Below are 23,929 nucleotides of genomic sequence, written 5' to 3'. Positions count from 1 at the left end.
GGCCCGCCGATGTAGATGGCACGGATGGGCGCGCGCACGTCGCCCCGCCGCAAGGAGCTACGTCTTGGTCATACAACCCACCAGCTTGGCCGCCCTGGCCTGGGCCGGCGCTGCCTCGGGCAGTGCCGCGGAGAGCTGGCGCATCGGTACCGTGCTCGCCGCACGGCCGCTGGGGATCAATCCGGATGGCTTGATGGTGCTGCAGATCGGCGCGATGGCGGTGGAAGCCGAAGCACCACGCAGCCAGCTGCCCTCGCAATTTCAGGTGCGCGTGCTCACCCTCGGCGCCCAGCCGCTGCTCGAAATCATTGCGCCGCATACGCCTGAACCGGCCATCCAGGTCGCCCTGCGCGAGCGCCTGCCGCAGCAGAATGGCTATGCGCCCTTGCTCGCCACGCTCGATGCCTTGGCGCAGCGTCCCGCACTTCGCCAGCTACCGGCCTATATCCGTCCCGCACTCGCCCTGCTGGAACACGGTGTGCGCACGCCGGCAGAGATCACCCGCGGCGAAGGACTTAGCGAAGCGATCAAGCGCAGTGGCCTGTTCCTTGAATCGGAATTGGCGCAGGCACACTTGGACATGGCCGGCTTGAGCCAGGAGGACTGGAAGGGAGCGCTGCTGCGCCTGGCCAGTCTGCTCGACGACTACCTGCCCGCACGCCGCCCACAAACGAGCGACAGCGAAACACCACCTCCCTTGCAGCAACGCGGATTGCAGGCGCAGCCACGCGTCATGCTGCCGCCGGAACTGCTCGACGACGACGTCGACGCCCTGCTCGGCCGCCTGCACGGCGAAGTGCACGCGGCACTCGCCCGCGTGGAAGTGGCGCAGCTGGAAGCCACTACCGTCCCCGCATGGATGATCGAGATTCCGCTGCAAGGCGAGGCTGGCCGCGACATTCTGCAGATCCAGATGCAGTACACCACCGAGGCTGATGGCAGTACCTCCTGGGTGCTCGGCTTCGCCCTGGACCTGCCCGCGCTCGGCCCCGTGCAAGGTGAGCTGCAGCTACGCGACCTGCGCCTGGCCGTACGCTTGTGGGCAGAGCGCATCGACACCGTACAGCGCCTGGAACATCAATTCGGCCCACTGCGCCAGCGGCTTTCCGCCTGTGGCCTGATCCTCGATCAATTGAGCTGCCAACAAGGCCTGCCTCATTCGAGCGGACCGCACAGCGCGATTCTGCTGAAGGCCATGGCATGAGCACATCACTGCCTCCCGCCAAACGACGGGTGAGTCTGCGCCTCTCGGGCGGACCTGCGGACGCACCGTCTCCGCCCGTGTTGCCACCAGAATCGCTGGAGACCTTGCTTGCACGCGCGCGTGCCCTGGGCATTCCGTTGCACCACGATCCACAGATGGCCGCCCTGCTCGCCTCCTTGCGCTTACGGCAGGACGTGCCGGCGATTCTCTATGCGGCGGCGGCATCGGTGCTGGCTTGCGTGTATGACGCGACGGAGCATCAGGAATAGGCCAGCCTTGGCCATTCCCAGGACAGCGCGCGATATCGGGACGTGCCGCCTAAATGGGCCATGTGCTAACGAGACGACCGACGGGCACGATCGGTGCGCAGGCGCGACTCTTCGGCAGGCCAACGAAGCTCCGGACGGCGCTCCCGTTCGCGAAGGTGGCCCACGAAATAGCCGGCAAAGAACGCGCCTGGAATCAAAGAGAAGGCTAATAGCATCAACATCAGTACAGTCCCGCATCGGGTAACCCCTACCTTAGGCAGGGCTTTGTGCCCTTGTAATGAGACTGGTCTGAAAATGTCCCTTGTTCCAAGAGAACCGAGATACGAGGTCATGGCGCCCGTGCGCCAACCGTGCCCACCATCGAGGACGCCTTGCCATTTGCCCAACAGCTACCAGATCGGCTACAGGCGTCGCCTTGATGGATTGCGTGAAGCGCGCTCAAGGCGGCTCCAACGATGAGCCAGCACGCAAGGACTTGAAGCCGCGCTTATGTCGCCTCACTTTCCAGCGGCAATCGACAGAACCTCCGCACATCCAGCAGCGCGACAAAACCGCCCTGCCACGGCAGCACGCCATGAACCGGATCATCCTCGCGCTCCGCGCGACCCGGCGGTGGCGGTGCAATCTGCGTAGCGTCGAGTGGCACCATATCGCCCACGGCGTCCACGCGCACACCTACCAGATGACTGCCATAAGCCAGCATCACCAGCCTCGAGTCGGCCTCATTCTCCGGCTCCGCCTCAGCCAGACCAAGACGACGGCGGCCGTCGAGCACGGGCACAATGCGTCCGCGCAGATGGCGGATGCCGAGCAGATCGGATGCCGCCCCTGGCACGGGCGTCAGCTCGCCATCGCGGATCACTTCGCTCACCTGCGCCAATGGCGTGGCGTACAGCTGCTCGCCAAGACGGAACGAAAGTGCGCGCTGGCTGGCGTGAATGGCGTTCATAGCAACGACGGTCAAGACTTCGACTCCTGGGTGTGCGCTGGCTTGGCGGGCGCTAGCCCGGGCACGGATTAGGGACCGCGGTCCGGCATGGCGGCGCGCTGTGCCGTGACGATGATCGTGCCGTTTGCTGGTGTGGACGTCGAAGGGGATGCCTCTTCGGCATGGCGCACGGCTCGGGCAGGCCCCGCCAGCATCACCTTGTTCACCGGGAGATCACCAGCGGGCAGGCCCTGAATTTTCGATACCGGCGCATGCTCCTGCATGCCGGTGACAGCGATGGGAGTCGCAGCGGGCGCCACCGAGCTAGCCGTAGTCGGCACTTCGCCACCGGCCAACTGCCCCATGTGTTGGACATCGTTGTAGAGACGCTTTGGTGCATCCTGATCGCTCAGCACGACGACCAGTACGCGGCGATTGTGATTGCGGCCATCTTCGGTGGCGTTCGCCGCGCTTGGGCGATATTCACTCCAGCCGACGATGCCGAGCCGCGTCGGATCGACGCCGTGCTCAGAGAACAGCCGCGCCACACTCGCCGCACGCGCGGCCGACAGTTCCCAGTTGGACGGGAACACCGACGTGTTGATCGGTTGGTCGTCCGTATAGCCCTCGATGCGCACGGGATTGGTAAACGGCTGCAGGATGCCGGCGATCTCGTTGAGCACGCCGTCGGCCGGTGTCGACAACTTGGCGACGCCGCTGGGAAACAGGATGTCGGTACGAATTTCGATTTCCAGCCAAGTGGTGGTGCGCCGAACCACGACCATCTGTTTGTCGATCAGCGGCTGCAGCGCGCGCTGCACCTGATCGCGGATGTGTTCGAGATTTTGCTCCGAAACGCGCTGCTGGGCAGCGCGTAGATCCGCCGCACGTATCGGCACCGGTCGCTGTGGAATGGGCACGGCGAGTGGCGTGGTAGCCGCACCCGGCTGGCCTGGGGGCGCCGCTACGGCGGGGTCGACATTGTGCGGTTGAGCGCGGGTCTGCGGCATCGCGGCGATGACATGACTGGAGCCGTTGAACGCCTCGATGATCGACTCGGACATCACGCGGTACTTGCCTTCGTTCACCACCGACACGGCGTACATCACCACGAAGAACGCGAGCAGCAACGTCATCAGGTCCGCATAGGGAATCGCCCATGCTTCGTGATTGACGTGATCCTCGTGGTGCTTCTTGCGACTCACGGCAAGTAGCCCTGCAGCTTCGCCTCGATCTGGCGCGGGTTGGCGCCTTCGGCAATGGACACCAGGCCCTCGATCAGGATCTCGCGCATCTGCGTCTGCTTGTGCACCAGCCCCTTCAGGCGTGAGGCGATCGGCAACATCAACATGTTGGCCAGCGCCACGCCGTAGATGGTGGCCACGAAGGCGGCGGCAATGCCGTGGCCGAGCTTGCTTGGGTCAGCCAGGTTCTGCATCACCGCCATCAAGCCCATCACCGCGCCGATGATGCCCATGGTCGGCGAATAAATGCCGGCGTTCTCATAGACCTTGGCGGCTGCCAGGTCTGCGTGCTCGCGGGCGTCCACTTCCACTTCCAGCACGCCGCGTATCGCATCCGGCTCACTGCCGTCGACCAGTAGTTGCAGGCCCTTGCGCACGAAGGTGTCGTCCTCCGATTCGATCTGCGGTTCCAGGCCGAGCAGGCCCTGGCGACGAGAGATCTCGCTCCAGCCCACGATGCGGCTGATGAGATCGGCCGGCTGATGTTTCGGCGGCTTGTAGACCATCGAGAACATCTTCATCGACTGCTTCAGCGCCTTGCCCTGGTTCTGCACCAGCAAGCAGGCGATGGTGCCCATGAAGACGATCACAAAAGCCGCCGGGTTCCACAGCGCACCGACGGTGGAGCCCTTGAGGATGGTGCCGACGATGATGACCACGAAGGCCAGGATCGTACCAATGAGACTTACCAGGTCCATGTCAGGCGGTCACTTGCAGGGAGGGAAGGAGTTGGCCATCGCCGCCGGCGAGGCCGGCGAGATCCATGACCAGGGCAAGACGGCCGTCGCCCGTCACCGTGGCGCCGGCCACGGCGGGTACGTCCGCAAACAGGGGGCCGAGCGGCTTCACCATGACGTCTTCACGCCCAAGCACTTCGTGCACCAGGCAGCCAAGACGCAGGTGGCCAATATGCAGTACCACCACATGTCGGCCGGGGGCACCTTCAACGCCGACCCAGCCGGCCAGGTCGGCCAGCGCGAGTGCGCGACCGCGATGCGCGGCGACGACGCGGCCGTCGAGTCGCTGGTCCTGTCCCGGCGACAGCTCGAATACTTCTTCGATATTGCTCAGCGGCAACGCGAGGAGACGTCCACCGACGCGCACCATCAGCACGCGCTGGATCGCCAAGGTCAGCGGCACGGCCAGTTCCAGTGTGCTACCGCGACCCAGTTGCGAGCGCACCTGCAGCGTGCCACCCAGTTCGGCCACGCGCGTCTTCACCACGTCCATGCCGACGCCGCGGCCGGAAATGTCGGACACGGTGGCCGCGGTGCTGAAGCCGGGGCGAAAAATCAATTCGTAGCATTCGTTTTCAGTGAGGCGCGCCGCCTGGGCCTCGTCGATGACGCCTTTCTCCACTGCTTTGCGGCGCAGGATCTCGGGATTCATGCCGCGGCCGTCGTCGGCCACGGAGATGACGATACGTTCACCGCGCTGGCTCGCTGAAAGCGTGACGTGTCCCTTGCGTGGCTTGCCTGCGCGCTCGCGCTCCTCGGGCATCTCAAGCCCATGGTCGAGTGCGTTACGGATAAGGTGGACCAGCGGATCGGCGAGCGATTCGACCAGGCTGCGATCGAGATCGGTGCTCTCGCCTTCCTGTATCAGTTCGACTTCCTTGCCGAGCTGGCGCGCGAGATCGCGCACGATGCGCGGGAAGCGCTGGAACAGGCGCCCCACAGGCTGCATGCGCATGCCGAGCACGGCATTCTGCAAGGCATCGGCAACGCGATCGAGTTCGCTGGCCGCCAGTGCGAGCGTTTCATCGCCGTTGCGTGCAGCGAGACTGAGCAAGCGGTTGCGCACCAGCACCAGTTCGCCCGCGCGGTGCACGAGTGCATCGAGGCGCGCGGTATCCACGCGCACCGTCGTTTCGGCAGCCGGTGCGGGGCTGCGCGCAGCGGGGGCCGCGCTCGGCGTTGCAGCAGGGACGGCGACCGGTGTGGTGCTTGCGGAGATGGCTCCGGGTGCGGAGCCCTTGCCATGCAGGTTGTCCAGCAGCGCTTCGAACTCGTCGTCCGAGATCGCGCCCGAGGCCATCGTGCTTGGAGGCGCCGTAGCGGTCACGGACGCCGCGCTTGGCGCACCGCCCTTGCCGTGGAGATTGTCCAGCAAGGCTTCGAATTCATCGTCACTGATGCCGTCATGGGTGGTCGGCACCGCCGCCTCGTCGAGGCCGGGCGCGCCGCCCGAGCCGTACAGGCTGTCCAGCAAGGCTTCGAATTCCGAATCGTCGATGCTGCCATCGCCAGCCGGAGCCGCCATCGGCGCGGCCACCGGCCTGCGAGCTGCAGGCGACCTGGCGGCCTGGGCCGGCATCAGACGCTTCAGCAGGCCCGGCGGCGGCATCGCCATCGCGCTACCGCCCGCCAAGGCTGCCAGCATGTCGTTCAGCAGATCGAGCGCTTCCAGCAATGCGTCCATGCGCTCGGCATCGAGCAGCAGCTGACCGGTGCGCGCGATGTTGAGCAAGTCCTCGGCGTGGTGGCACAGCTGCACCATCGGCTCGACGGCGAGGAAACCGGCGCCGCCCTTCACCGTGTGGAACGCGCGGAACACCGCATTCAACAGCTCGGCATCGCGCGGCGCGGCTTCCAGCCCGATCAGCTGTTCGCCCAGGCGCTGCATCAACTCCCCGGCTTCCACCAGGAACGTGTCGCGCAGCTCGGTGTCCAGCTCGGGACTCATGCTCAGAACCCGAACTCGCTTAGCAGACGATCAGCCTCGTCCTGGCTGGTCACCTTGACCGGTCCCACGGCGACTTCGCCGCCTGCGAGCGCGCCGGTCAGGCTCACCAGTTCCAGCAGCGACGATTCGACACTGCCGATGAAGTTGACGACTTTCTTGATGCGCTGGCCGGACAGGTCCTGCCAGGACTGCGCCACCACGAAATCGGCCAGGCCGTCGCGGCAGGCGGTGGAGAAGCCCTTCGCCTCCAGCGCCAGCACGTGGGCGACGTCGCTGGGCGGCGTGCCGTCGATCACCGCGCTGGCGTTCGCGGCCAGCGACTCGGCCTGCGGGCGCATGCGCTCGGCGAAATCAAGCGTGCGGTGAGCGGCCTGCGAACTCATTTCCAGCACGTCCTGCAGATGCTGGCGTGCATCGGCCACGCTGCCCGGCACGCCTTCCTGCGCGAGGTCACCGCCGAGACGGCGCACGGCGTCGTGCAAATCACGGGCGAGCAGGCCCAACGCACGGAATACGCGCTGTTCACGCTCACGCACCAGTACGTCCAGCGCCTGTTCGAACGCGGCGCCGTCGGTGCTGTTGAGCAGGTCGTGCAATTCCGGCGGCAGCGTTTCGCCCGCCATCAGGGATGCCTGTGCGTTCATGCGGTGGCTCCGCTGGCGGCGAGCCGCTCGAAGATCTTGCTTAGTTTTTCCTGCAGCGTGGCCGCGGTGAAGGGCTTGACAATGTAGCCGTTCACGCCGGCCTGGGCGGCAGCGATGATCTGGTCGCGATTGTTTTCCGCCGTGACCATCAGCACCGGCATGCCCTTCAAGGCGGGCTCGGCGCGGATCGCACGAAGCAGGTCGATGCCCGTCATGTTGGGCATGTTCCAATCAGTCACCACCATGTCGAAAGCGCTGTTGCGCAACATGGTGAGCGCGTTTTCGCCATCGTCGGCTTCCTGGATCAGCGTATTGCTGAAGCCCAGTTCCACCAGCAGGTTGCGAACGATGCGCCGCATGGTGGAAAAGTCGTCCACCACCAGGATCTTCATATTCTTGTCCAAACCACTTTCTCCGCTTGCACCGTGCGGTCCGGTGCGCCAAGCCTCAGGGAATGTCGGGGTACCGCTCAATCGTTTTCGCGCCACCCGGTCATGCGCGCTCGCAAGCGCACGATGGCCTGGCCGTGGATCTGGCAGACCCGCGACTCGGTGACGCCGAGTACTGCGCCGATTTCTTTGAGGTTCAACTCCTCTTCGTAGTACAGCGACATCACCAACTGCTCCCGCTCCGGCAGGCCTCCAATCGCGTCAATCAGCGACTGGCGCATGCCATCGTGCTCGACGCTGTCCGGCGGACTCAGGCTGTCCGCATCGGCCACGTCGAAGGCTGCACCACCATCACCGTCGTCCGGCACGGAGAGGCTGAGCAACCGTGCACTCGCCGCATCGGCCAGCACCTGGTGGTACTCCTCGGCGCCGATGCCCAGTCGCCGCATGACTTCGGCGTCCTCGGCATCCGCGCCGGTTTCAATCTCGATCTGGCGCACCACCTCGGCCATCTCGCGCACCTTGCGGTGGACCGATCGGGGAGTCCAATCGGTACGCCGCAGTTCGTCGAGCATTGAGCCACGAATGCGGATACCCGCAAACGTCTCGAAGCTGGCGTTACGCCCGGTGGTGAAATTTCGCGCAGCCTCCAGCAGCCCGATCATGCCGGCCTGAATCAGGTCGCTCACGTCCACACTCGGCGGCAATCGACCCATCAAGTGATAGGCGATCCTTCGCACCAGTGGCGCGTGCAGGCGAACCAATTCGTCGGCACTCTGCCTTTGCAGTTGCAGATATTCGGAAGCCACACTCATTTCACCACCCCGTCGCTGCTGCGGCCTGCCTGCTGAAGAAGGCGATACGGTCCAGCCCCAGTCGCTCGGGTTCACTCCATGTATCGACCGCACCTGCCAATTGCTTGAATGCCTGTCCCGACCGACTGGAAGGCCACAGGTCCACCACCGAACTCTGCCGGCGTATGGCCTGCTTGAGGCGCTCGTCGTGCGGCACCATGCCCATGAATTCGAGCGCCACATCGAGGAAGCGATCGGTGACACGCGCCAGTTTCTGGTGCAGCTGGCGGGCTTCGCCAGCATTGCGCACCATGTTGGCCACCATGCGGAAGCGCCGCACGCCGAATTCGCGGCTGAGCACCTTGAGCATGGCGTAGGCATCGGTGAGCGAAGCCGGCTCATCACAAACCACCAGCACGACGTCGTCGGCCGCGGCGGCGAACATCGCCACGTTGTCGGACAGACCCGCGGCGGTATCCACCAGCAGGTAGTCCGGCGGCATCACCAGATCATCGAACGCGCGGATCACCGCCGCATGCTCGCCATTGCTGAGCTGGGCCAGCCGTCGCGCACCCGAACCTGCGGGCACGACCTTGAGACCGCGCGGCCCGGTGATCAGCAGATCCTCGATGCCGCAGCTGCCGTCGAGCAGGTGACCAATGTGACGCGTCGGCGTAAGGCCCAACAGCACATCGACATTGGCCAGCCCCATGTCCGCGTCGAGCAGGATCACTTCGTGCCCGGCCATGGCCAGTGCCATGCCCAGGTTGACCGACACGGTGGTCTTGCCCACGCCGCCCTTGCCACCCGCGACGGCGATCGCACGACAGCGTCGACCCGTGGCAGGAGTGGCCAGACCGAAGGCCTGGTCACGGGCGGCGGGCGGCTTGCCTTGTCGCTCGGTCAACGCGCGCAACATGCTTTCCAGACCGATCGCCTGATTCATTGCGAGGATGCTATTCATGCGCTAGCCACCGCCATGCCAAATCGTTCAGCCATGACCTCGTCGTCCGAGGCCGCAGCGCCTTTGTTCTTAAGCACCTGTGCTGCGCGGCACACCAGCACACGCGCATCGGCAGCGGCGATGTCTTCAGGCACACGCTGGCCATCGGTGATGTAGTCGATCGGCAGCCGATGACGGATGACCACCGACAACGCGCCACCGAGGCTGGGCGCTTCGTCGAGTTTGGTCAGGATGCAGGCATGCGGCTTCAGCGGCAGATAGGAGCGCACCGCTTCGTCCAGCGACGGCGCCTGGGCGTTCGCCGCCAGCACCAGGCAGGCGCGCAGGTCACCGGCATTGCCAAGCACGTCCAGCTGCTGGGCCAAACGTGGATCGCCACCTGCCACGCCGGCCGTATCGACCAGCACGGTGTGGCAACCGCGTAACAGATCCAGCACATGGCGCAGGCTGTCCGCATCGTAGGCCGGATATACGCGCACGCCGAGCAGGCGGCCGTAATGCTCAAGCTGCGCTGCGGCACCGATGCGATAGTGATCCGTACTCACCAGCGCCACCTGGGATGCGCCGTGACGCATCACCGCGCGCGCGGCCAGCTTGGCGATGGTGGTGGTCTTGCCGACACCGGTGGGGCCCACGAGGGCGGTGACGCCGGTACGTTCCGACTGATCGTGGCGGCTGATGGACAGGCTGCGGCTCAGCATGCCCAGCGGCAGATACCTCGCTTGCTCGGCATTGATGGCCACCGGCAGGTCGTCGGCCAGCTGGCGAGCGACATCGGGTTCGATGCCGAGCCGCGTCATCTCGCGCAACACACGGGCGCGCATCGGCTGGCGGCGCTCCATGTCGTTCCACACGAGGCTGGATAATTGCGTCTCCAGCAAATCGCGCAGGCTGCCCAGCTCGGCGCGTACGCGTGCGGTGTCCTGCACGGCGCGCTCAAGCAGCGGGTGGATCGGTGCCGACGGATCGACCATCGGCGTTTCCTGTTCGACGTTCGACACCGGTGCGGCGGTCACCGGCGGCAGCTCGACAGGTACCGTGGGCACCGCATTCGGCCGCGTCGGAATCGCGGTCAACACGGGTGCGTGGTCTCGACGATCTGAAGTCGCCGCCTTGTCTTGCTGGCTCCACATCACCGGCGCGGCTTCCACCAACGGTGCGGGCGCGACGGATCGCGGCGTCCGCTCCTCGACCTCCAGCGGCGCTCCGTGGCGAGCCGCTTCGCGTACCAGTGCTTCGTCGAAATCGACGGCGGCAATGATCTCGATGCCCTCGTCCATCCGGCGCGTTGAGAGGATCACCGCGTCGGGTCCCTGATCCTCACGCACTTCGCGCATGGCCTGTCGCATGTCGGCGGCCACAAAGCGTTTGATCTTCATGTCTTGCTCCAAAAGTGGGAGATGAGGGACGGGCGACTGGGGCGCGAAAACCGGTGGGTGGCGCGATGCCCTGCACACGACCGTTGGAACGCTCGCTGCATGTGTGCATCCCCGCTACCCATTCCCCACTCCCGCTTCATCATCGTCTCCATCGTCAGCGACCAAGCGCCTGGACCAATCGCACTCGGCGGTTGTCCGGCACCTCGTTGTAGGCCAGTACGTGCAGGTTCTGTGCCACGTGCCGCGTGAAGCGTGCGAGCCACGGGCGAAGCTGCGGCGCGACCAGCAACACGGCCGGTTCGCCGCTCATTTCCTGCTTGCGCGAAGCCTCTGCAACCCCTTGCTGCAAGCGGTCCGCGAGGCCCGGTTCCACCGCCGCGCCCGCTACGCCGCCATTGGCAAGCGAACCGAGCAGGATCTGCTCCAGTTCCGGCGCCAGCGTGATGACGGGGATCTCGGTGCCGAGCCCGCTGATCTCCTGCACGATCTGTCGACCCAGCGCGACGCGCACGGCGGCGGTGAGAGTGCCGGGATCCTGACTCTGCCCTGCGTGCTCCGCCAAGGATTCGACGATGCTGCGCATATTGCGGATCGGTACGCGCTCGGCCAGCAGGTTCTGCATGACCTTGACCACGACGCCGAGCGACAGGCGCTTGGGCACCAGGTCTTCCACCAGCTTCGGCGTGGTTTGCGCGAGACGGTCGAGCAGCTGCTGCACGTCCTGATGGCCGAGCAGTTCGTGCGCATGGCCTTGCAGGATGTGCGAAAGATGCGTAGCGATGACCGTGGCAGGATCGACCACGGTGTAGCCGAGGCTCTGCGCCTGTTCGCGCTGGCCTGGCTCGATCCACAGCGCTTCCAGCCCGAAGGCCGGATCGCGCGTACTGATGCCCTGCAGTCCTTCCTGCACGCGGCCGGGGTTGATCGCGAGCAGTCGATCGTTGTGCACCTCGGCCTCGCCCATCGGCACGCCCATCAAGGTGATGCGATAGGCGCTGGGGCCCAGGTCCAGGTTGTCGCGAATATGCACGGGCGGCACCAGGAAACCCAGTTCCTGTGAGAGTTTGCGACGCACCGACTTGATGCGTCCCATCAGTTCGCCGCCCTGGTGCGTGTCGACCAGGGGAATCAGCCGATAGCCGACTTCCAGGCCCAGCGGATCGACGCTGGCGACGTCCTCCCAGCCCAGTTCCAGTCGTTCGGTCGGCGCCGCGGGTGCCGGTGCTTCGACGACGGACTGATCCAGCTTGGCGCGCGCTTCGCGCTCACGCTTGACCATCAACCACGCCGCGCCACCGCAAGTGCCGCTTAACAGCAGGAAGGCGATATTCGGCATGCCGGGAATCACCCCCATCACGCCCAGCACCACGCCGGCCACCGCCAGCGCCCGCGGCTGGCCGAAGACCTGGCCGATCAGCTGCTTGCCCATGTCCTGCGAGCGCGACACGCGCGTCACGATCACCGCCGTGGCGATCGACAACATCAGGCCCGGCACCTGCGCCACCAGACCATCACCGATGGTGAGCAAGGTGTAAGTCTTGGCCGCTTCGGCGGCGGACAGTCCGTGCTGCATTACGCCCACGAAAAAGCCGCCGACAATATTGATGAGCAGGATCAGGATGCCCGCCGTGGCATCGCCGCGCACGAATTTCGACGCACCGTCCATCGAACCGTAGAAGTCCGCTTCCTCGCGCACCTCCTGGCGGCGATCACGCGCCTGCTCCTGGTTGAGCAGGCCGGCGTTGAGGTCGGCATCGATAGCCATCTGCTTGCCGGGCATCGCGTCCAGGGTGAAGCGCGCCGTCACTTCGGAGACGCGCGTCGCACCCTTGGTCACCACCACGAAGTTGATGATGGTAAGGATGGCGAATACCACCAGGCCCACTGCAAAATTGCCGCCGATGACGAACTCGCCAAAGGCCTCGATCACCTTGCCCGCCGCGCCGGGGCCGTCGTGTCCATGCAGCAGCACCACACGCGTCGACGCGATGTTCAGCGCCAGACGCAACAAAGTCGCCATCAGCACCACGGTGGGAAATGCGGCGAACTCCAGCGGACGCATCACGTAGATCACCGCCAGCAGGATCACCAGCGACAACGCGATGTTGAAGCTGAACAGCATATCCAGCAGGAACGGTGGCAAGGGCAACATCATCATCGCCAGCATGGCGAGCATGATCACCGGCGCGCCGACGCCACGGCGGCCCAGCGATTTGAGGTTGTCGAGCGCGCTGACTGCGGCCATGAGGTGTATCCGTCAGAATTTGTAAGGACCGAGCAGGTCCGGATCGACATCGGGTTTGGGCGCCTGCGGCGGCTCATCACCGCGCGCCATGGCCTGTTTCAACTGGAAGACGTAAGCCAGCACCTGGGCCACGGCGACATAGAGCGACGATGGGATCTCGCGATCGAGCTGGGTCGTGGCGTACAAGGCGCGCGCCAGCGGTGGCGCCTCCACCATGGGAATGCGATGGCTGTTGGCAACCAGGCGAATCTGCTGCGCCAGCTCGTCCACGCCCTTGGCGATCACGCGCGGCGCACCCATGCGCCCCTCGTCGTAACGCAGCGCTACGGCGAAATGCGTGGGATTGGTGATCACCACGTCGGCCTTCGGCAGCTCCTGCATCATGCGACGACGGGCCATCTGGAACTGCGTCTGGCGCACGCGCGCCTTCAGCTCGGGATTACCGTCGCTTTCCTTCGACTCGTCCTTCAGTTCCTGCCGCGTCATGCGCAGGCGCTTGTTGTGGTCGAACTTCTGGTACAGCGCGTCGGCTCCGCCGATCAGGGCCAGCACGGAGCCGAACAACAGCGCGGCATGACCCAACAGCGCGATCGCGCGCACCATGCCGCTGCCGACCTCGCCGCGCCCGGTGTCCATCAATTCGGTCTGCCAGTTCTTCAACACCATCAGCAGCACGGTGCCGATCAGCAGCAGCTTGAGCAGCGACTTGGCCAGCTCGACCAGGCCGCGCACGGCAAAGATGCGGCCCAGGCCGCTGATGGGGTCGAGGCGCTCGAACTTCGGCTCCAGCGCCTGCGCGCTGAAGTTGAGCCCACCCAACAGCACCGGGGCGGCTACCGCCGCGAGCAGGGTGGCCAGTGCCACAGGAAGGAACAGGTCGATGGCTTCGTGCATGGCAAGCGCCAGCACGCGGGTCGGAAGCGTGTCGCTGAACAGCGCATCACGTCCATAGCTAAGGCCCAGGCCATAGATGCGTCGCACGTGCACCATCGAACTCTCACCGCCGTTCATCAGCGTCGCGACACCGGCAAGCACCACCACGGCGCCTGACAGATCGCGCGAACGTGGAATATCGCCTTTCTCCCGCGCTTCGCGCAGGCGCTTTTCTGATGGTTGTTCGGTGCGCTCCTGATCGTCTTTATCTGACATGGCCGGTTACCTCACCCGCCGACCAGTTCGTGCATCAGCGACCACGCGCTGGTCTGCAAGGACTCGAACGCACCGGGAAGGCTGTGCATCGACAACCACAAGGCCAGGAAGCCAAGCGTTATGGTGATCGGAAAACCCACCGCGAACAGGTTCATCGCCGGTGCGGAGCGACTGATTGCCGCGAAACCGATATTGACCACCAGCAGCGAGGTCATCGCCGGCAAAGCCACCCGCACCGCGCCCCCGAACAGCTGAGCGGCAAAGCCCATCACCGCATACAGTCCGTTGCCGCCGATACCTGCCTCGCTAGGCGGCAAGGTGCGGAAACTGTCCGCCAGCAAGGCGATCAAGCGAAGATGGCCGTCCATGGCCAGGAACAGCAGGGTCACCACCAACAAGTAGAACTGACTGATCGTCGGCGAACTGCCACCGCCTCTTGGGTCAACCGATTCGGCGAAACCAAGGCTCATGCTCTGGGCAACCAATTGGCCGCCAAACGAGACCGCCTCAAACGCCAGCTTCAGAACGAAACCCAACGCCGCGCCAATCAGCACCTGGTTGATCATCACCGCGATGCCATCCGCGCCCATCGGATCGACATGGGCCGGTGCCAACGGCGCCAACACGATCGTCAGCATCAACATGACGCCCAGGCGGATGCGCTTGGGCGACACCGAATCGCCAAACAAAGGCGCGATCAGGCACAGGCCACCCACGCGCCCCATGGCCCACATCACCGAGCCGAGCATCATCTGCAAGGTGGCCAGGTCGACCGTGGTCACTTGATCACACTCGGCAGGCTTTCGATCAACTGGCGAGTGAACTGCACCAGCGTGCGCAGCATCCATGGGCCGGCGATCAGCATGACCAACGCCATTGAGATCACCTTGGGAATGAAGCTCAAGGTCATTTCGTTGATCTGCGTGGCGGCCTGCACCACACCGATGACCAGACCCACGACCAGAGCGGTGAGCAGCAACGGAGCGGCAATCATCATGGCCACGTAAAGCGCGTGCTGGCCGAACTCGATGACGGATTCAGGCGTCATGGCGCGCGCTCATGTGTAGAAACTCCCTGCCAGCGTGCCCAGCAGCAAGGTCCAACCATCCACGAGCACGAACAGCATGATCTTGAAAGGCAGCGAGATGATGGTCGGCGAGAGCATCATCATGCCCATCGACATCAACACGCTGGCCACCACCAGATCGATGATCAGGAACGGCACGAACAGCATGAAGCCCATCTGGAAGGCTGTCTTCAGTTCACTGGTGACGAAGGCCGGCATCGCGACGCGAAACGGCACGTCGTCCTTGCTGGCGTAGGGTTGCTCATTCGCGAGGTGCGTGAACAGCTGAAGGTCCGCCTCGCGGGTCTGATCCAGCATGAAGCGTTTGAAAGGAGCCGCCGCCGCAGGCACTGCCTGCTCCGCCCCCATCTGCCCGTCCATGTACGGTTTCACACCATCGGCGTAAGCGTGGTTGAGCACCGGCGTCATCACGAACAAGGTGAGGAACAACGCAAGGCCGAGCAATACCTGATTGGATGGCGTGGACTGCGTGCCCAGCGCCTGTCGCAGGAAGCCCAACACCACGATGATTCGGGTGAACGAGGTCATCATCAACAACACGGCCGGCAACACGGTCAGCACGGTCATCAGTGCCAGCAACTGCAGCGACAGTGTCCAGTTCTGCGCGCCGCCCGGTGCATTCTGCACGGTGAGGACAGGGATGCCGGCGGACGAGCCCTGCGTGATCGGCGCAATGGGTGCAATCGGCGCGGCCCATGCAAGCATCGGGGCGAACATCAGCACGATGAGAAATATCCAGCGCATGGATTTCATGGCGTGCGCTTCCAGCGGGCAAGCAGGTCACCAAAGCCGATGTGCGGTGGATTGGGGCCTGGCGCATCGCTCGTGGCGGCACTGTTTTCGTAGACGTGCAAGGTACGCATACCGCCCTGACCCACGCCGACGAGTAGACGCTTGCCATCGGCTTCGATGATCAGCAGTCGATCGCGGGCCCCGACAGCCATCGACTCCACGCAGCGCAGCCGCCGCCCACCAGGTGACGTGCGTGCCTGCAGGCGGCGGCTCATCCAGCCCGCGGCAAAGATCAAGGCGATGATGCCGAGCAGACTGATCAAGACACGCGCCAGCTCGCCGCCCACCTGAATATCGGGTGCGGTCGCTACCGGTGTTACGAAGGCAAGCAGCATGCCGATCACCGCAGCTTGCGCACGCGTTCAGCCGGGCTGATCACGTCGGTAAGGCGAATGCCGAAGCGCTCGTTGATCACCACCACCTCACCGTGAGCCACCAGCGTGCCGTTCACGAAAACGTCCAGCGGCTCGCCGGCAGAACGGTCAAGCTCCACTACCGAACCCTGGTTGAGTTGCAGCAGGTTACGGATGCTGATGCGCGTGCGGCCCACTTCCATGGCCAGCGTCACCGGCACATCGAGGATCATGTCCAGATTGACGTCAGCGCCTTCGGCCACGGAGCCGTTGAGCGGGTCGAATTCGACGCGTTGGGTTCCGCCAGCGACGGCTTCATTGGACGGGATCATACGAGGCTCTTCTCCGGGACAAGTTCGGTTGACAGGCGCATCTCGCGACGGCCGGTCGGGGCATGGAAGCGAACGGCGTTACGGCCGTTGGACTGGCCATAACGGCCACGAAATACGGGTACGTCTTCGGCGAAGACGGTGCTCAATTCAGGCACCTGGACAGGAATGACGTCGCCGGGACGCAGGCGCAGGAAATCGCCGATATTCATGCGCGTCTCCAACAACAGCGAACTCAATTCAACTTCGGCGTCGAGCACTTCCTCGTGCAGGTTTTCGGCCCAGCGGTCGTCGCGATCCACGCGATCGCTTTGCACACCGGCATCGAGCAACGTACGGATCGGCTCGATCATCGCGTACGGCAGGGTGAGGTTGATTTCGCCGCCGCCGCCATCCAGCTCGACGTGGAAGCGTGACACCACCACGGTTTCCGTGGGGCTGACGATGTTGGCAAACTGCGGATTGATCTCCGAGTTCATGTATTCGAACTGCAGCGGCAGCACCGGCGCCCACGCCTCGACCATCGACGCAAACAACTCGGTCAGCATGATCTGGATGACACGGTTCTCGGTGGCGGTGAAATCGCGTCCTTCGATGCGCGCGTGGAAGCGCCCATCGCCACCGAAGAAATTGTCGATCACGGTGAAGACCAGGCGCGGCTCCATCACCACCAGCGCGGTGCCGCGCAGCGGCTTGATTCGCACCAGGTTGAGATTGCTCGGCACGGCCAGCCCATGCACGTACTCGGCAAACTTGATCATCTTCACGCCAAGCACCGACACTTCGCAGGTTTTGCGAAGCACGCCAAACACTGCGCTACGGAAGAAGCGCGCGAAGCGATCGTTGACCATTTCCAGCGTGGGCAGGCGACCGCGGACGATGCGATCCTGCTGGGTGAAGTCGTAGGTTATGACTTCACCGGTGGGCAACGGCTCGTCGTTGCCTGTCTCGACGGCACCGCCCTCGACGCCATCAAGGAGGGCGTCGATTTCCTCTTGCGAAAGGAGATCACTCATGGACTGTGCGCCCGCCCGTCACTGCATCACAAAACTGGTGAAATAGAGTGCTTCGACGCCAGGGCGACCGAGCCGGTCACCGACAATCTTGCGTACGGCTGCCAGCGCCTGCGCCTGCAACTTCTGCTTACCCGCGGAGTCGCTGAGAATCGCGTAGTCCTGGCTGCTGAACAGCATCACCAGCGCGTTGCGGATCACCGGCTCGGCGTCCTTCGCCGCCGCCAACGCCGCCGCGTCGTGCGACATCAGGCTGACGCCGACCTGGAGGAAACGCATGGACTGGTCGTCACGGAAGTTCACCACGAACGGCGGGTCGAGCGGCAGGTATTGCTCCTGCTTGGACTCTGCCACCTTGGGTTCGGCAGGTTCCGCTGCCCATTGATGACGTTGCCCCATCAGCACGTACGCACATACGCCAGCCATCGCCAACACTGCCACAGCCATCACCCAGATCAGCGGCGACGAACGCTTGGTCGCTGCTGCTGCCGGTGCTTCAAAACCTTGCTCGTTCTGAGCCATGCCAACCCCAATCCCTATCAGTCACGATGCGTCGACGCCCCTCCGGGAGGCGCCCCTTACCCATGGATAGCAAACGCCATGCCATCGATGGGAAACGTTGTGGTTGCTGGGTTTTCCGGTTCGCGGAAGGTGTTTGCGGCGCTTTCTTGACGCGCGTCGGGGATTGGTCGCGACGTGTTGGCGACGGTTGTCGGAAGGTTGTCGCGGGTTCGCTTCTGCTCCTCCTCCCCTCCGGGGAGAAGGTTGGGATGAGGGGCGGGTGCTTGCGACGGCGCAACAACCGAGCGTTATCGCCAGCTGGCCGCTTACGCAGCGGGCGTTTCGATCGCCTGCCGGCGCTCGAGTCACTTTTCTTTGCTGGCCCAAAGAAAAGTAACCCAAAGAAATGGCCTGACAGGCTCTTAGCGTGATGAGGGATACAAGCCATGGAGGCTGCGGCAAGCCGGAGACGTAGCGTGCTACCTCGCGGATTTCGGCTACCCCGCGGTGCGCCGTGGCGTAGAGGGGGCGCAGCGTGCCGCGACATACAAACCTGGCAGCCCGAGGCAACCGGCTAGCTAACGCGCTGCCGAGGGACAGCGGCTACACCGCGGGGCGGCGTTGTACTGAGGACTTAAAGCCCCCCCAGCAAGCACGCTCTGCCGACACCAGCACAGCTTAGGCAGGCGTACGCGCGAGCCTTAAGCCCTCTGCGTCCCGGCGCTTCGCGGTATAGCCGCACGCCACGAGGTAGCACGTAGCCGATCCGGCTTGCAGTGGCCTCCGGCGCTCGTATGCCACGCCATGCTGCCACTCCCTCTGCGCCACGGCGCCACGCGGCGTAGCCGCGCCCCCAGAGGTAGCACGTCACGCATCCGGCTTGCCGCAGGCTGCAGGGCTTGTATGCCGCGGAATGCTATGAGCCTTTTAGGCCATTTTCTTTGGGTTACTTTTCTTTTGGGCCAGCAAAAGAAAAGTGACTCGAGCGCCGGCAGGCGATCGAAACGCCCGCTGCGTAAGCGGCAAGCTGGCGGAGAGGCTCGGTTGTCGCGATATCGCAAGCACTCGCCCCTCATCCCAGCCTTCTCCCCGGGGGGGGAGAAGGAGCAGAAGCGAGTCGCTCGGCGCCTGCGCGGTCAAAACGGAAGCGACAAGGCAAAGCTCAGGCAAACGTATCCAACAACCCAAGCGCCTGCACCACCGGCGCCGCCACCTGGGCAACATCCCCTTCGTCAGTCGCCCCTGCATCACCGGCAGCCGCCGAACCCGACGAAGCCCCTTGCCCGGCGCCGCCACCCTGATTGCCCTGCCCCACCTGCGCCTGCCCCAACGTCAGACCATGCTGCGCCAACATGGAGTCCAGCTGGCTCAAGGTCTGCTGCACCGCATGCACGGCGTTTGGGTGTTGCGCGATGAAGCTCACGTCGACGTGGTCATGCTGCACGCTCACCTTCACGTCGAGCTGCCCGAGATCCTCCGGATGCAGCGTGATGCGTGCCTCCTTGATGTTCTGGCCGCCGAGCCAGGCCACGTGCTGACCCAGCTCCTGCGCGAACGACGGTGTGCCCGCGGATGCATTCATGGTCATCGCGTGGGGTGTCGGCGCGGCCTGAACCGATGCCTGGGTCTGCCCGAACGGCGTGGTCAGGTTGCGCAGTGCATCGAGCGGGTCGCTCTTGTCGCTTGGCGTCGACGTGGTCGCGGTGGCTTGCGAAGCATTGACGACCTTCGCGTCGACACCGTTGCCTGTCGCGGTGGAAGGTGTCGTGTCGTCGTCTGCGTCGCCCAGCAAGGCGGCCAGCGCGTTGTCCTGCAAGCCGTCGGTCGCTTTCGAAGCGTTCCCGGCGTCGTCGGCATCGGGTTGAGCGGAAGCCAGCGCCGCCCCCGACATCGACATGCCGGACATGCCCGAAACCTGCATGGCCGTCGCCGCCAGGGCCGTACCCGTCGCTGTCGCACTCTCGGAACTAGCGGCCGCCGGAGCGGCTGGCGAGGGTGCCGCGTTGGCCGGGATGCTCTGGCCGAGCAATGCCAGCATCGCCGCTGCGGCATCGGTCGGCGGATTCGGGCCGCTGCGCGTGGTTGGTTTGTCGTCGTCCTTGGCGTCGTCGCCCTTGGGGTTCCACGACTTGCCGGTGACCGTCGACGAGGCCGTCGATGCCGTAGTCGACGATGTGGCCGTCGAGGTGGTTGTTGTCGAGGCCGTAGGAGCCGACGTCGAGGACCGTTGTGCCGATTGCTGCTGACGTGCCTGCTGCAACGGGGTAGAAAATGCACTGGGCGAGTGACCGTCCGATGAGCTATTCGCCGCCGACGCGGGTCCGCATGCCGCGGACGGCGGTGTCACGTTCACGGCAATGGCAGGCGTCATGCGGATATCTCCAAAGAAGCATGGGAATGCGGTGTCTTCATCATGACCATCCCCGCGCGGGCCGACGATGCTGCATGCGTTCGTCGATCTCGGCTTGCTCGCGGCGATCCTCGCTCTGGCGCTCTTGTTCACGATAACGATCGATCACGCTGCCCAGCGCCCGCTCACGTGAGTGTGCGTCGTGCCACTGGCTGCGGACGTGGTCGAGTTGCCGGTGCTGTCGGGCAACCTCGGTAGTTTGCTGGGCGATCACCTGGTCGATGCGTTCCACGAACTGGCGGCGGTTGAGCAAGGCGGTCACGCTGACACCACCCGAGGTATCGGCATATTCCTCCCGGTAGCGTCGCAGCTCGGCCAGCTGTTGCTCGGCCTTGGCGACGCGTTGCTGCTGCTCGGCGAGTCGCTGCATGGCCGTTTCCTGGCGCTCGCGTGCCACGTCGGCAGCGGGTTGCAGGCGATTCGCACGCGATGTCACGGCGTGCCTCCGGCGGTGAGCAGCTCGAGTCCGGCGATGGCGTCGCCAAGCGTCATCGGCGCATCCACCTCTTGCTGCAGGAAATCGCGCAGGCGCGGCCACATCGTGATCGCGTGATCGACCTGGGGATCGGAACCCTTCTGATAGGCACCGACGGCGATCAAGTCGCGTTGCTGGCGATACGCCGAGTAGACCTGCCGGAATCGCTGTGCCGCGCGCAAATGCTCACGCGTCACCACCGCAGGCATCACGCGGCTGATCGACGCCTCGATATCGATGGCGGGGTAGTGGCCCGCCTCGGCCAGATCGCGTGACAGCACGATATGGCCGTCAAGAATCGCGCGTGAGGCATCGGCAATGGGATCGTGGCGGTAGTCGTCGCCTTCGGTCAGCACGGTATAGAACGCGGTAATCGAACCGCGGCCTTCGGCGTCGTTGCCTGCGCGCTCGACCAGCGCCGGCAGCATGGCGAATACCGACGGCGGATAGCCCTTGGTCGCGGGCGGTTCACCGATGGCCAGGGCAATCTCGCGCTGCGCCTGCGCATAGCGCGTGATCGAATCCATCAATAGCAGTACGCGCTGGCCACGGTCACGGAACCACTCGGCAATCGCGGTCGCGTACTGCGCGCCACGCAAACGCTTGAGCGGCGGCGCATCGGCGGGAGCCGCCACGATGACGGCACGTGCCCGGCCTTCGGCGCCCAGCGTGTGTTCGACGAATTCCTTGACTTCACGACCGCGCTCGCCAATCAACCCGACCACCACGACGTCGGCATCGGTGTAGCGCGTCATCATGCCAAGCAGGGTCGATTTGCCGACGCCGGAGCCGGCGAACAAGCCCAGGCGTTGGCCACGACCGACGCTCAGCAAGGCGTTAATGGCACGCACGCCGGTATCCAGGGGCGTATCGATGGGCTTGCGCGCCATCGGATTGATCGGCTCGCGCTTGAGCGAGGCGTGCTCTTCCACGTCGAGCGGCCCCATGCCGTCAAGTGGCACACCGTCCGCGCCGATCACCCGGCCAAGCAAGGCCATGCCGACGGGTAGACCGCTGGTGTGTGCGCACGGACGCACGCGTGCATTCGGCAGCACGCCATGCATCTCGGTCACCGGCATCAGCAACAGACGCTCATCGGCAAAGCCAACCACTTCGGTATCAAGTTCGTTGCCGTCAGCCGTGGCGACCATGCAGCGTGCGCCTAGCGGTGCCTCGCAACCTTCGGCCTCAAGCGTCAGCCCGACCACCCGGCGCAGGCGACCTTCGACCGTGAGTATGCGCGTATCGACGGCACGTTGACGACGTCGCGCCAACCGCTCCTGCCACAAGCTTGCCGGCGAGTGGCCGACTGGCGGATTCATCCGCGCACCTCGTCGGCATCGGCGTCGATGTCTTCCGCCTCGGCGCCGAGCACGGCGTCAACCACCGCGGCCATGCGTGTATCCACCCGTGAATCCAGGCGCGAGCGCTCGCTTTCGAGCATGCAGTCGCCGCGCTCCAGCGTGCCATCGGCGACCAGCACCCAATCGGGCTCGGCCACATGCAGCGAGCGCAGCAGGGCAAGATCGTCCGGATGCAGGCGCACGCGCAATTTCGCGGTGGCCGCCGGCATGGCCAGCACGGCCTGGCGCACGGCCTCGACCACCAGGTCGGGCGACGTACGCAACTCGTGCGCCACGACCTGGCGCGCCACGGTCATGGCCAGGCGTGCCAGTTCAAGTTCCACCAGTTCATCCATGGATCGCAGCGGTCGCGCCGCGGCTTCCAGGACCCGGTCGAGCCGCGCGAGGCGCTCATTCAGCACATCGCGCGCGGCAGCCAGGCCTTCCACGTGGCCGGCAGCGTAACCCTCGTCGCGCGCCTGCTGTTGCAGCGCTTCGAGCTCACGCACGGTGGGCTGCGCCACCGGCTCGGCGGGTGCGACCTCCTCGACGGGCGGCGCACCCATTTCGGGTGGCAGCCAGCGCTGGAACGTGATGACGTTGTCGCGATCGAGGACTGCGCTCATGCCACCAACTCGTCACCCGTGCCGGAGAGATTGATCGCACCCGAATCGGCGAGCTTGCGTGCGATGGCGAGCACTTCCTTCTGCGCGGAATCGACTTCGCTCAGACGCACCGGACCGGATACTTCCAGGTCGTCGCGCAGCATGTCGGCCGCGCGCTTGGACATGTTGGCGAAGATCTTTTCCCGTACACCGGGCTCGGCCCCCTTGAGTGCGGTGACCAGGCGTGCCGTCGGCACTTCGCGCAGCAGCGTCTGCATGCTGCGGTCGTCCAGGTCGCCGAGATCCTCGAACACGAACATCAGCTCTTCGATCCGCCCACCCAGGCTCGAATCATGCGTGCGGATGGCCGTCATCAGCTCGTTCTCGCGCGTGGTTTCCATCGCGTTGAGAATATTGGCGGCGGCCTTGAGGCCACCGACGCTGGCGGATTTAAGTTTCTTGGTGTTGCCGGAGAACTGGCGCTCCATGATTTCGTCCAGCTCATTGAGCGCATGCGGCTGCACGCCATCGAGCGTGGCGATACGCATCACCGCATCGCTGCGCACGCGCGGCGGCAGGTAGCCGATGACTTCGGCGGCCTGGTCGGGTTCGAGATGGGCCAGCACCAGCGCGATGATCTGCGGATGTTCCTGGCTGATCATTTCGGCGATAGCACGGCTCTCCATCCACTTCAGCGATTCCAGGCCCTTGCTGGAGCGGCCCAACAGGATGCGGTCGATCAGCCCCCCTGCCTTGCTCTCGCCCAGCGCGTTGACCAGGATCTTGCGAATGTATTCCTCGGTGCCGACACCCAGGGACGTGTGGCGCCCCATATCGTCGTTGAGTCGAGCGAGTACCTGCTCCACCTGGTCTCGCGACACATTGGTGAGGCTGGCCATGGCCGAACCGACCGCCTGTACATCACGCGCACTGAGGTGTTTCAGCACCTCGGCGGCGTCCTGCTCGCCCAGGGTGAGCAGCAGGATGGCGGCGCGCTGCGCGCCGCCGATTTGCGTGTCTGCCTTCATAGTCCGTTCCGCCCGCTTGATGGGGTGCCCTTACCGGGTCGATGTGCCACGACGATGCGCGCGGCGTTCCCACGGCATATCGACCGTGCGGGTGCTTTC

At 64.8% G+C, this 23,929-nt stretch carries 25 protein-coding genes; 2 read left to right on the top strand and 23 right to left on the bottom strand.

Annotated features, from left to right (window positions below):
* Positions 1-64: 64 nt before the first annotated feature.
* Together fliK and OUZ30_RS19170 are read left to right on the top strand one after the other, a co-directional pair.
* Positions 65-1,204, top strand: a complete 1,140-nt coding sequence (gene fliK, locus OUZ30_RS19175) for a flagellar hook-length control protein FliK (protein WP_266184055.1) — start codon at positions 65-67, stop codon at positions 1,202-1,204.
* On the top strand, positions 1,201-1,473 hold the full coding sequence (locus OUZ30_RS19170; RefSeq protein WP_266184054.1) for an EscU/YscU/HrcU family type III secretion system export apparatus switch protein: 273 nt from the start codon (positions 1,201-1,203) through the stop codon (positions 1,471-1,473). The genes fliK and OUZ30_RS19170 overlap by 4 nt, the downstream gene beginning before the upstream one ends.
* A gap of 487 nt (positions 1,474-1,960) precedes the next feature.
* Here OUZ30_RS19170 and OUZ30_RS19165 read toward each other — a convergent pair whose 3' ends face one another.
* From OUZ30_RS19165 to fliG, 23 genes are all read right to left on the bottom strand, one after another.
* A complete protein-coding gene (locus OUZ30_RS19165; protein ID WP_266184053.1) occupies positions 1,961-2,437 on the bottom strand; it encodes a chemotaxis protein CheW in 477 nt (158 codons plus the stop codon).
* Between the two features lie 53 nt (positions 2,438-2,490).
* Positions 2,491-3,606 carry a flagellar motor protein MotD gene (gene motD, locus OUZ30_RS19160; RefSeq protein WP_266184052.1) on the bottom strand — a complete coding sequence of 372 codons (1,116 nt, stop codon included), beginning with the start codon at positions 3,604-3,606 and terminating at the stop codon, positions 2,491-2,493.
* Positions 3,603-4,343 carry a flagellar motor protein gene (locus OUZ30_RS19155; RefSeq protein WP_266184050.1) on the bottom strand — a complete coding sequence of 247 codons (741 nt, stop codon included), beginning with the start codon at positions 4,341-4,343 and terminating at the stop codon, positions 3,603-3,605. Before OUZ30_RS19155 ends, motD begins: the two co-directional genes overlap by 4 nt.
* 1 nt (position 4,344) lies before the next feature.
* Entirely contained in the window at positions 4,345-6,330 is a 1,986-nt protein-coding gene (locus OUZ30_RS19150) for a chemotaxis protein CheA (protein WP_266184049.1), read from the bottom strand.
* A 2-nt stretch (positions 6,331-6,332) separates the two neighbouring features.
* A complete protein-coding gene (locus tag OUZ30_RS19145) occupies positions 6,333-6,974 on the bottom strand; it encodes a protein phosphatase CheZ (protein ID WP_266184048.1) in 642 nt (213 codons plus the stop codon).
* Positions 6,971-7,378, bottom strand: a complete 408-nt coding sequence (gene cheY, locus OUZ30_RS19140) for a chemotaxis response regulator CheY (protein ID WP_266184047.1) — start codon at positions 7,376-7,378, stop codon at positions 6,971-6,973. The genes OUZ30_RS19145 and cheY overlap by 4 nt, the downstream gene beginning before the upstream one ends.
* A 65-nt stretch (positions 7,379-7,443) precedes the next feature.
* Entirely contained in the window at positions 7,444-8,178 is a 735-nt protein-coding gene (locus OUZ30_RS19135) for an RNA polymerase sigma factor FliA (RefSeq protein ID WP_266184046.1), read from the bottom strand.
* A gap of 1 nt (position 8,179) precedes the next feature.
* The gene (locus tag OUZ30_RS19130) at positions 8,180-9,103 is read right to left on the bottom strand and encodes a MinD/ParA family ATP-binding protein (protein WP_266184114.1); all 924 of its coding nucleotides are present in this window, start codon (positions 9,101-9,103) and stop codon (positions 8,180-8,182) included.
* 14 nt (positions 9,104-9,117) lie between these two features.
* A complete protein-coding gene (gene flhF, locus OUZ30_RS19125; RefSeq protein WP_266184045.1) occupies positions 9,118-10,500 on the bottom strand; it encodes a flagellar biosynthesis GTPase FlhF in 1,383 nt (460 codons plus the stop codon).
* A 154-nt stretch (positions 10,501-10,654) separates the two neighbouring features.
* Positions 10,655-12,745, bottom strand: coding sequence for a flagellar biosynthesis protein FlhA (gene flhA, locus OUZ30_RS19120; RefSeq protein ID WP_266184044.1), 2,091 nt, complete (start codon positions 12,743-12,745; stop codon positions 10,655-10,657).
* Between the two features lie 12 nt (positions 12,746-12,757).
* Positions 12,758-13,894 carry a flagellar biosynthesis protein FlhB gene (gene flhB / locus OUZ30_RS19115; RefSeq protein ID WP_266184043.1) on the bottom strand — a complete coding sequence of 379 codons (1,137 nt, stop codon included), beginning with the start codon at positions 13,892-13,894 and terminating at the stop codon, positions 12,758-12,760.
* Positions 13,895-13,905: 11 nt separating this feature from the next.
* Positions 13,906-14,676: a flagellar biosynthetic protein FliR gene (gene fliR, locus OUZ30_RS19110; protein WP_266184041.1), complete on the bottom strand. Its 771-nt coding sequence runs from the start codon at positions 14,674-14,676 to the stop codon at positions 13,906-13,908.
* Complete coding sequence (fliQ, locus tag OUZ30_RS19105) at positions 14,673-14,942, bottom strand: flagellar biosynthesis protein FliQ (protein ID WP_266184040.1); 270 nt, start codon at positions 14,940-14,942, stop codon at positions 14,673-14,675. The genes fliR and fliQ overlap by 4 nt, the downstream gene beginning before the upstream one ends.
* Before the next feature lie 9 nt (positions 14,943-14,951).
* Complete coding sequence (gene fliP / locus OUZ30_RS19100) at positions 14,952-15,734, bottom strand: flagellar type III secretion system pore protein FliP (protein ID WP_283256151.1); 783 nt, start codon at positions 15,732-15,734, stop codon at positions 14,952-14,954.
* The gene (fliO, locus tag OUZ30_RS19095) at positions 15,731-16,108 is read right to left on the bottom strand and encodes a flagellar biosynthetic protein FliO (RefSeq protein ID WP_266184039.1); all 378 of its coding nucleotides are present in this window, start codon (positions 16,106-16,108) and stop codon (positions 15,731-15,733) included. Before fliO ends, fliP begins: the two co-directional genes overlap by 4 nt.
* 5 nt (positions 16,109-16,113) lie before the next feature.
* On the bottom strand, positions 16,114-16,458 hold the full coding sequence (gene fliN, locus OUZ30_RS19090; RefSeq protein ID WP_266184038.1) for a flagellar motor switch protein FliN: 345 nt from the start codon (positions 16,456-16,458) through the stop codon (positions 16,114-16,116).
* Entirely contained in the window at positions 16,455-17,471 is a 1,017-nt protein-coding gene (fliM, locus tag OUZ30_RS19085) for a flagellar motor switch protein FliM (protein ID WP_266184037.1), read from the bottom strand. The genes fliN and fliM overlap by 4 nt, the downstream gene beginning before the upstream one ends.
* An 18-nt stretch (positions 17,472-17,489) precedes the next feature.
* On the bottom strand, positions 17,490-17,990 hold the full coding sequence (locus OUZ30_RS19080; protein WP_266184036.1) for a flagellar basal body-associated FliL family protein: 501 nt from the start codon (positions 17,988-17,990) through the stop codon (positions 17,490-17,492).
* A gap of 1,141 nt (positions 17,991-19,131) precedes the next feature.
* Complete coding sequence (locus tag OUZ30_RS19075) at positions 19,132-20,340, bottom strand: flagellar hook-length control protein FliK (protein ID WP_266184035.1); 1,209 nt, start codon at positions 20,338-20,340, stop codon at positions 19,132-19,134.
* Between the two features lie 40 nt (positions 20,341-20,380).
* Entirely contained in the window at positions 20,381-20,815 is a 435-nt protein-coding gene (gene fliJ, locus OUZ30_RS19070) for a flagellar export protein FliJ (RefSeq protein WP_266184034.1), read from the bottom strand.
* Positions 20,812-22,176: a flagellar protein export ATPase FliI gene (gene fliI / locus OUZ30_RS19065; protein ID WP_266184033.1), complete on the bottom strand. Its 1,365-nt coding sequence runs from the start codon at positions 22,174-22,176 to the stop codon at positions 20,812-20,814. The genes fliJ and fliI overlap by 4 nt, the downstream gene beginning before the upstream one ends.
* Positions 22,173-22,823, bottom strand: coding sequence for a flagellar assembly protein FliH (locus tag OUZ30_RS19060; protein ID WP_266184032.1), 651 nt, complete (start codon positions 22,821-22,823; stop codon positions 22,173-22,175). Before OUZ30_RS19060 ends, fliI begins: the two co-directional genes overlap by 4 nt.
* The gene (gene fliG, locus OUZ30_RS19055) at positions 22,820-23,812 is read right to left on the bottom strand and encodes a flagellar motor switch protein FliG (protein WP_266184112.1); all 993 of its coding nucleotides are present in this window, start codon (positions 23,810-23,812) and stop codon (positions 22,820-22,822) included. Before fliG ends, OUZ30_RS19060 begins: the two co-directional genes overlap by 4 nt.
* Between the last annotated feature and the right edge of the window lie 117 nt (positions 23,813-23,929).

The sequence above is a fragment of the Dyella humicola genome (assembly GCF_026283945.1).
In the GTDB taxonomy this organism is placed as follows: domain Bacteria; phylum Pseudomonadota; class Gammaproteobacteria; order Xanthomonadales; family Rhodanobacteraceae; genus Dyella; species Dyella humicola.
This window is presented reverse-complemented; position numbering and strand designations above follow the sequence as displayed.

Excerpts from the sequence above, each read along its gene's own strand:
- OUZ30_RS19075 (WP_266184035.1), bottom strand. The coding sequence starts at position 20,340 with ATGACGCCTGCCATTGCCGTGAACGTGACACCGCCGTCCGCGGCATGC.
- flhA (WP_266184044.1), bottom strand. The coding sequence starts at position 12,745 with ATGGCCGCAGTCAGCGCGCTCGACAACCTCAAATCGCTGGGCCGCCGT.
- flhB (WP_266184043.1), bottom strand. The coding sequence starts at position 13,894 with ATGTCAGATAAAGACGATCAGGAGCGCACCGAACAACCATCAGAAAAG.
- OUZ30_RS19150 (WP_266184049.1), bottom strand. The coding sequence starts at position 6,330 with ATGAGTCCCGAGCTGGACACCGAGCTGCGCGACACGTTCCTGGTGGAA.
- fliO (WP_266184039.1), bottom strand. The coding sequence starts at position 16,108 with ATGCTGCTTGCCTTCGTAACACCGGTAGCGACCGCACCCGATATTCAG.
- fliN (WP_266184038.1), bottom strand. The coding sequence starts at position 16,458 with ATGATCCCGTCCAATGAAGCCGTCGCTGGCGGAACCCAACGCGTCGAA.
- fliP (WP_283256151.1), bottom strand. The coding sequence starts at position 15,734 with ATGAAATCCATGCGCTGGATATTTCTCATCGTGCTGATGTTCGCCCCG.
- fliM (WP_266184037.1), bottom strand. The coding sequence starts at position 17,471 with ATGAGTGATCTCCTTTCGCAAGAGGAAATCGACGCCCTCCTTGATGGC.
- OUZ30_RS19145 (WP_266184048.1), bottom strand. The coding sequence starts at position 6,974 with ATGAACGCACAGGCATCCCTGATGGCGGGCGAAACGCTGCCGCCGGAA.
- OUZ30_RS19130 (WP_266184114.1), bottom strand. The coding sequence starts at position 9,103 with ATGAATCAGGCGATCGGTCTGGAAAGCATGTTGCGCGCGTTGACCGAG.
- OUZ30_RS19155 (WP_266184050.1), bottom strand. The coding sequence starts at position 4,343 with ATGGACCTGGTAAGTCTCATTGGTACGATCCTGGCCTTCGTGGTCATC.
- OUZ30_RS19135 (WP_266184046.1), bottom strand. The coding sequence starts at position 8,178 with ATGAGTGTGGCTTCCGAATATCTGCAACTGCAAAGGCAGAGTGCCGAC.
- OUZ30_RS19170 (WP_266184054.1), top strand. The coding sequence starts at position 1,201 with ATGAGCACATCACTGCCTCCCGCCAAACGACGGGTGAGTCTGCGCCTC.
- flhF (WP_266184045.1), bottom strand. The coding sequence starts at position 10,500 with ATGAAGATCAAACGCTTTGTGGCCGCCGACATGCGACAGGCCATGCGC.
- fliQ (WP_266184040.1), bottom strand. The coding sequence starts at position 14,942 with ATGACGCCTGAATCCGTCATCGAGTTCGGCCAGCACGCGCTTTACGTG.
- OUZ30_RS19060 (WP_266184032.1), bottom strand. The coding sequence starts at position 22,823 with ATGAGCGCAGTCCTCGATCGCGACAACGTCATCACGTTCCAGCGCTGG.
- OUZ30_RS19080 (WP_266184036.1), bottom strand. The coding sequence starts at position 17,990 with ATGGCTCAGAACGAGCAAGGTTTTGAAGCACCGGCAGCAGCAGCGACC.
- fliI (WP_266184033.1), bottom strand. The coding sequence starts at position 22,176 with ATGAATCCGCCAGTCGGCCACTCGCCGGCAAGCTTGTGGCAGGAGCGG.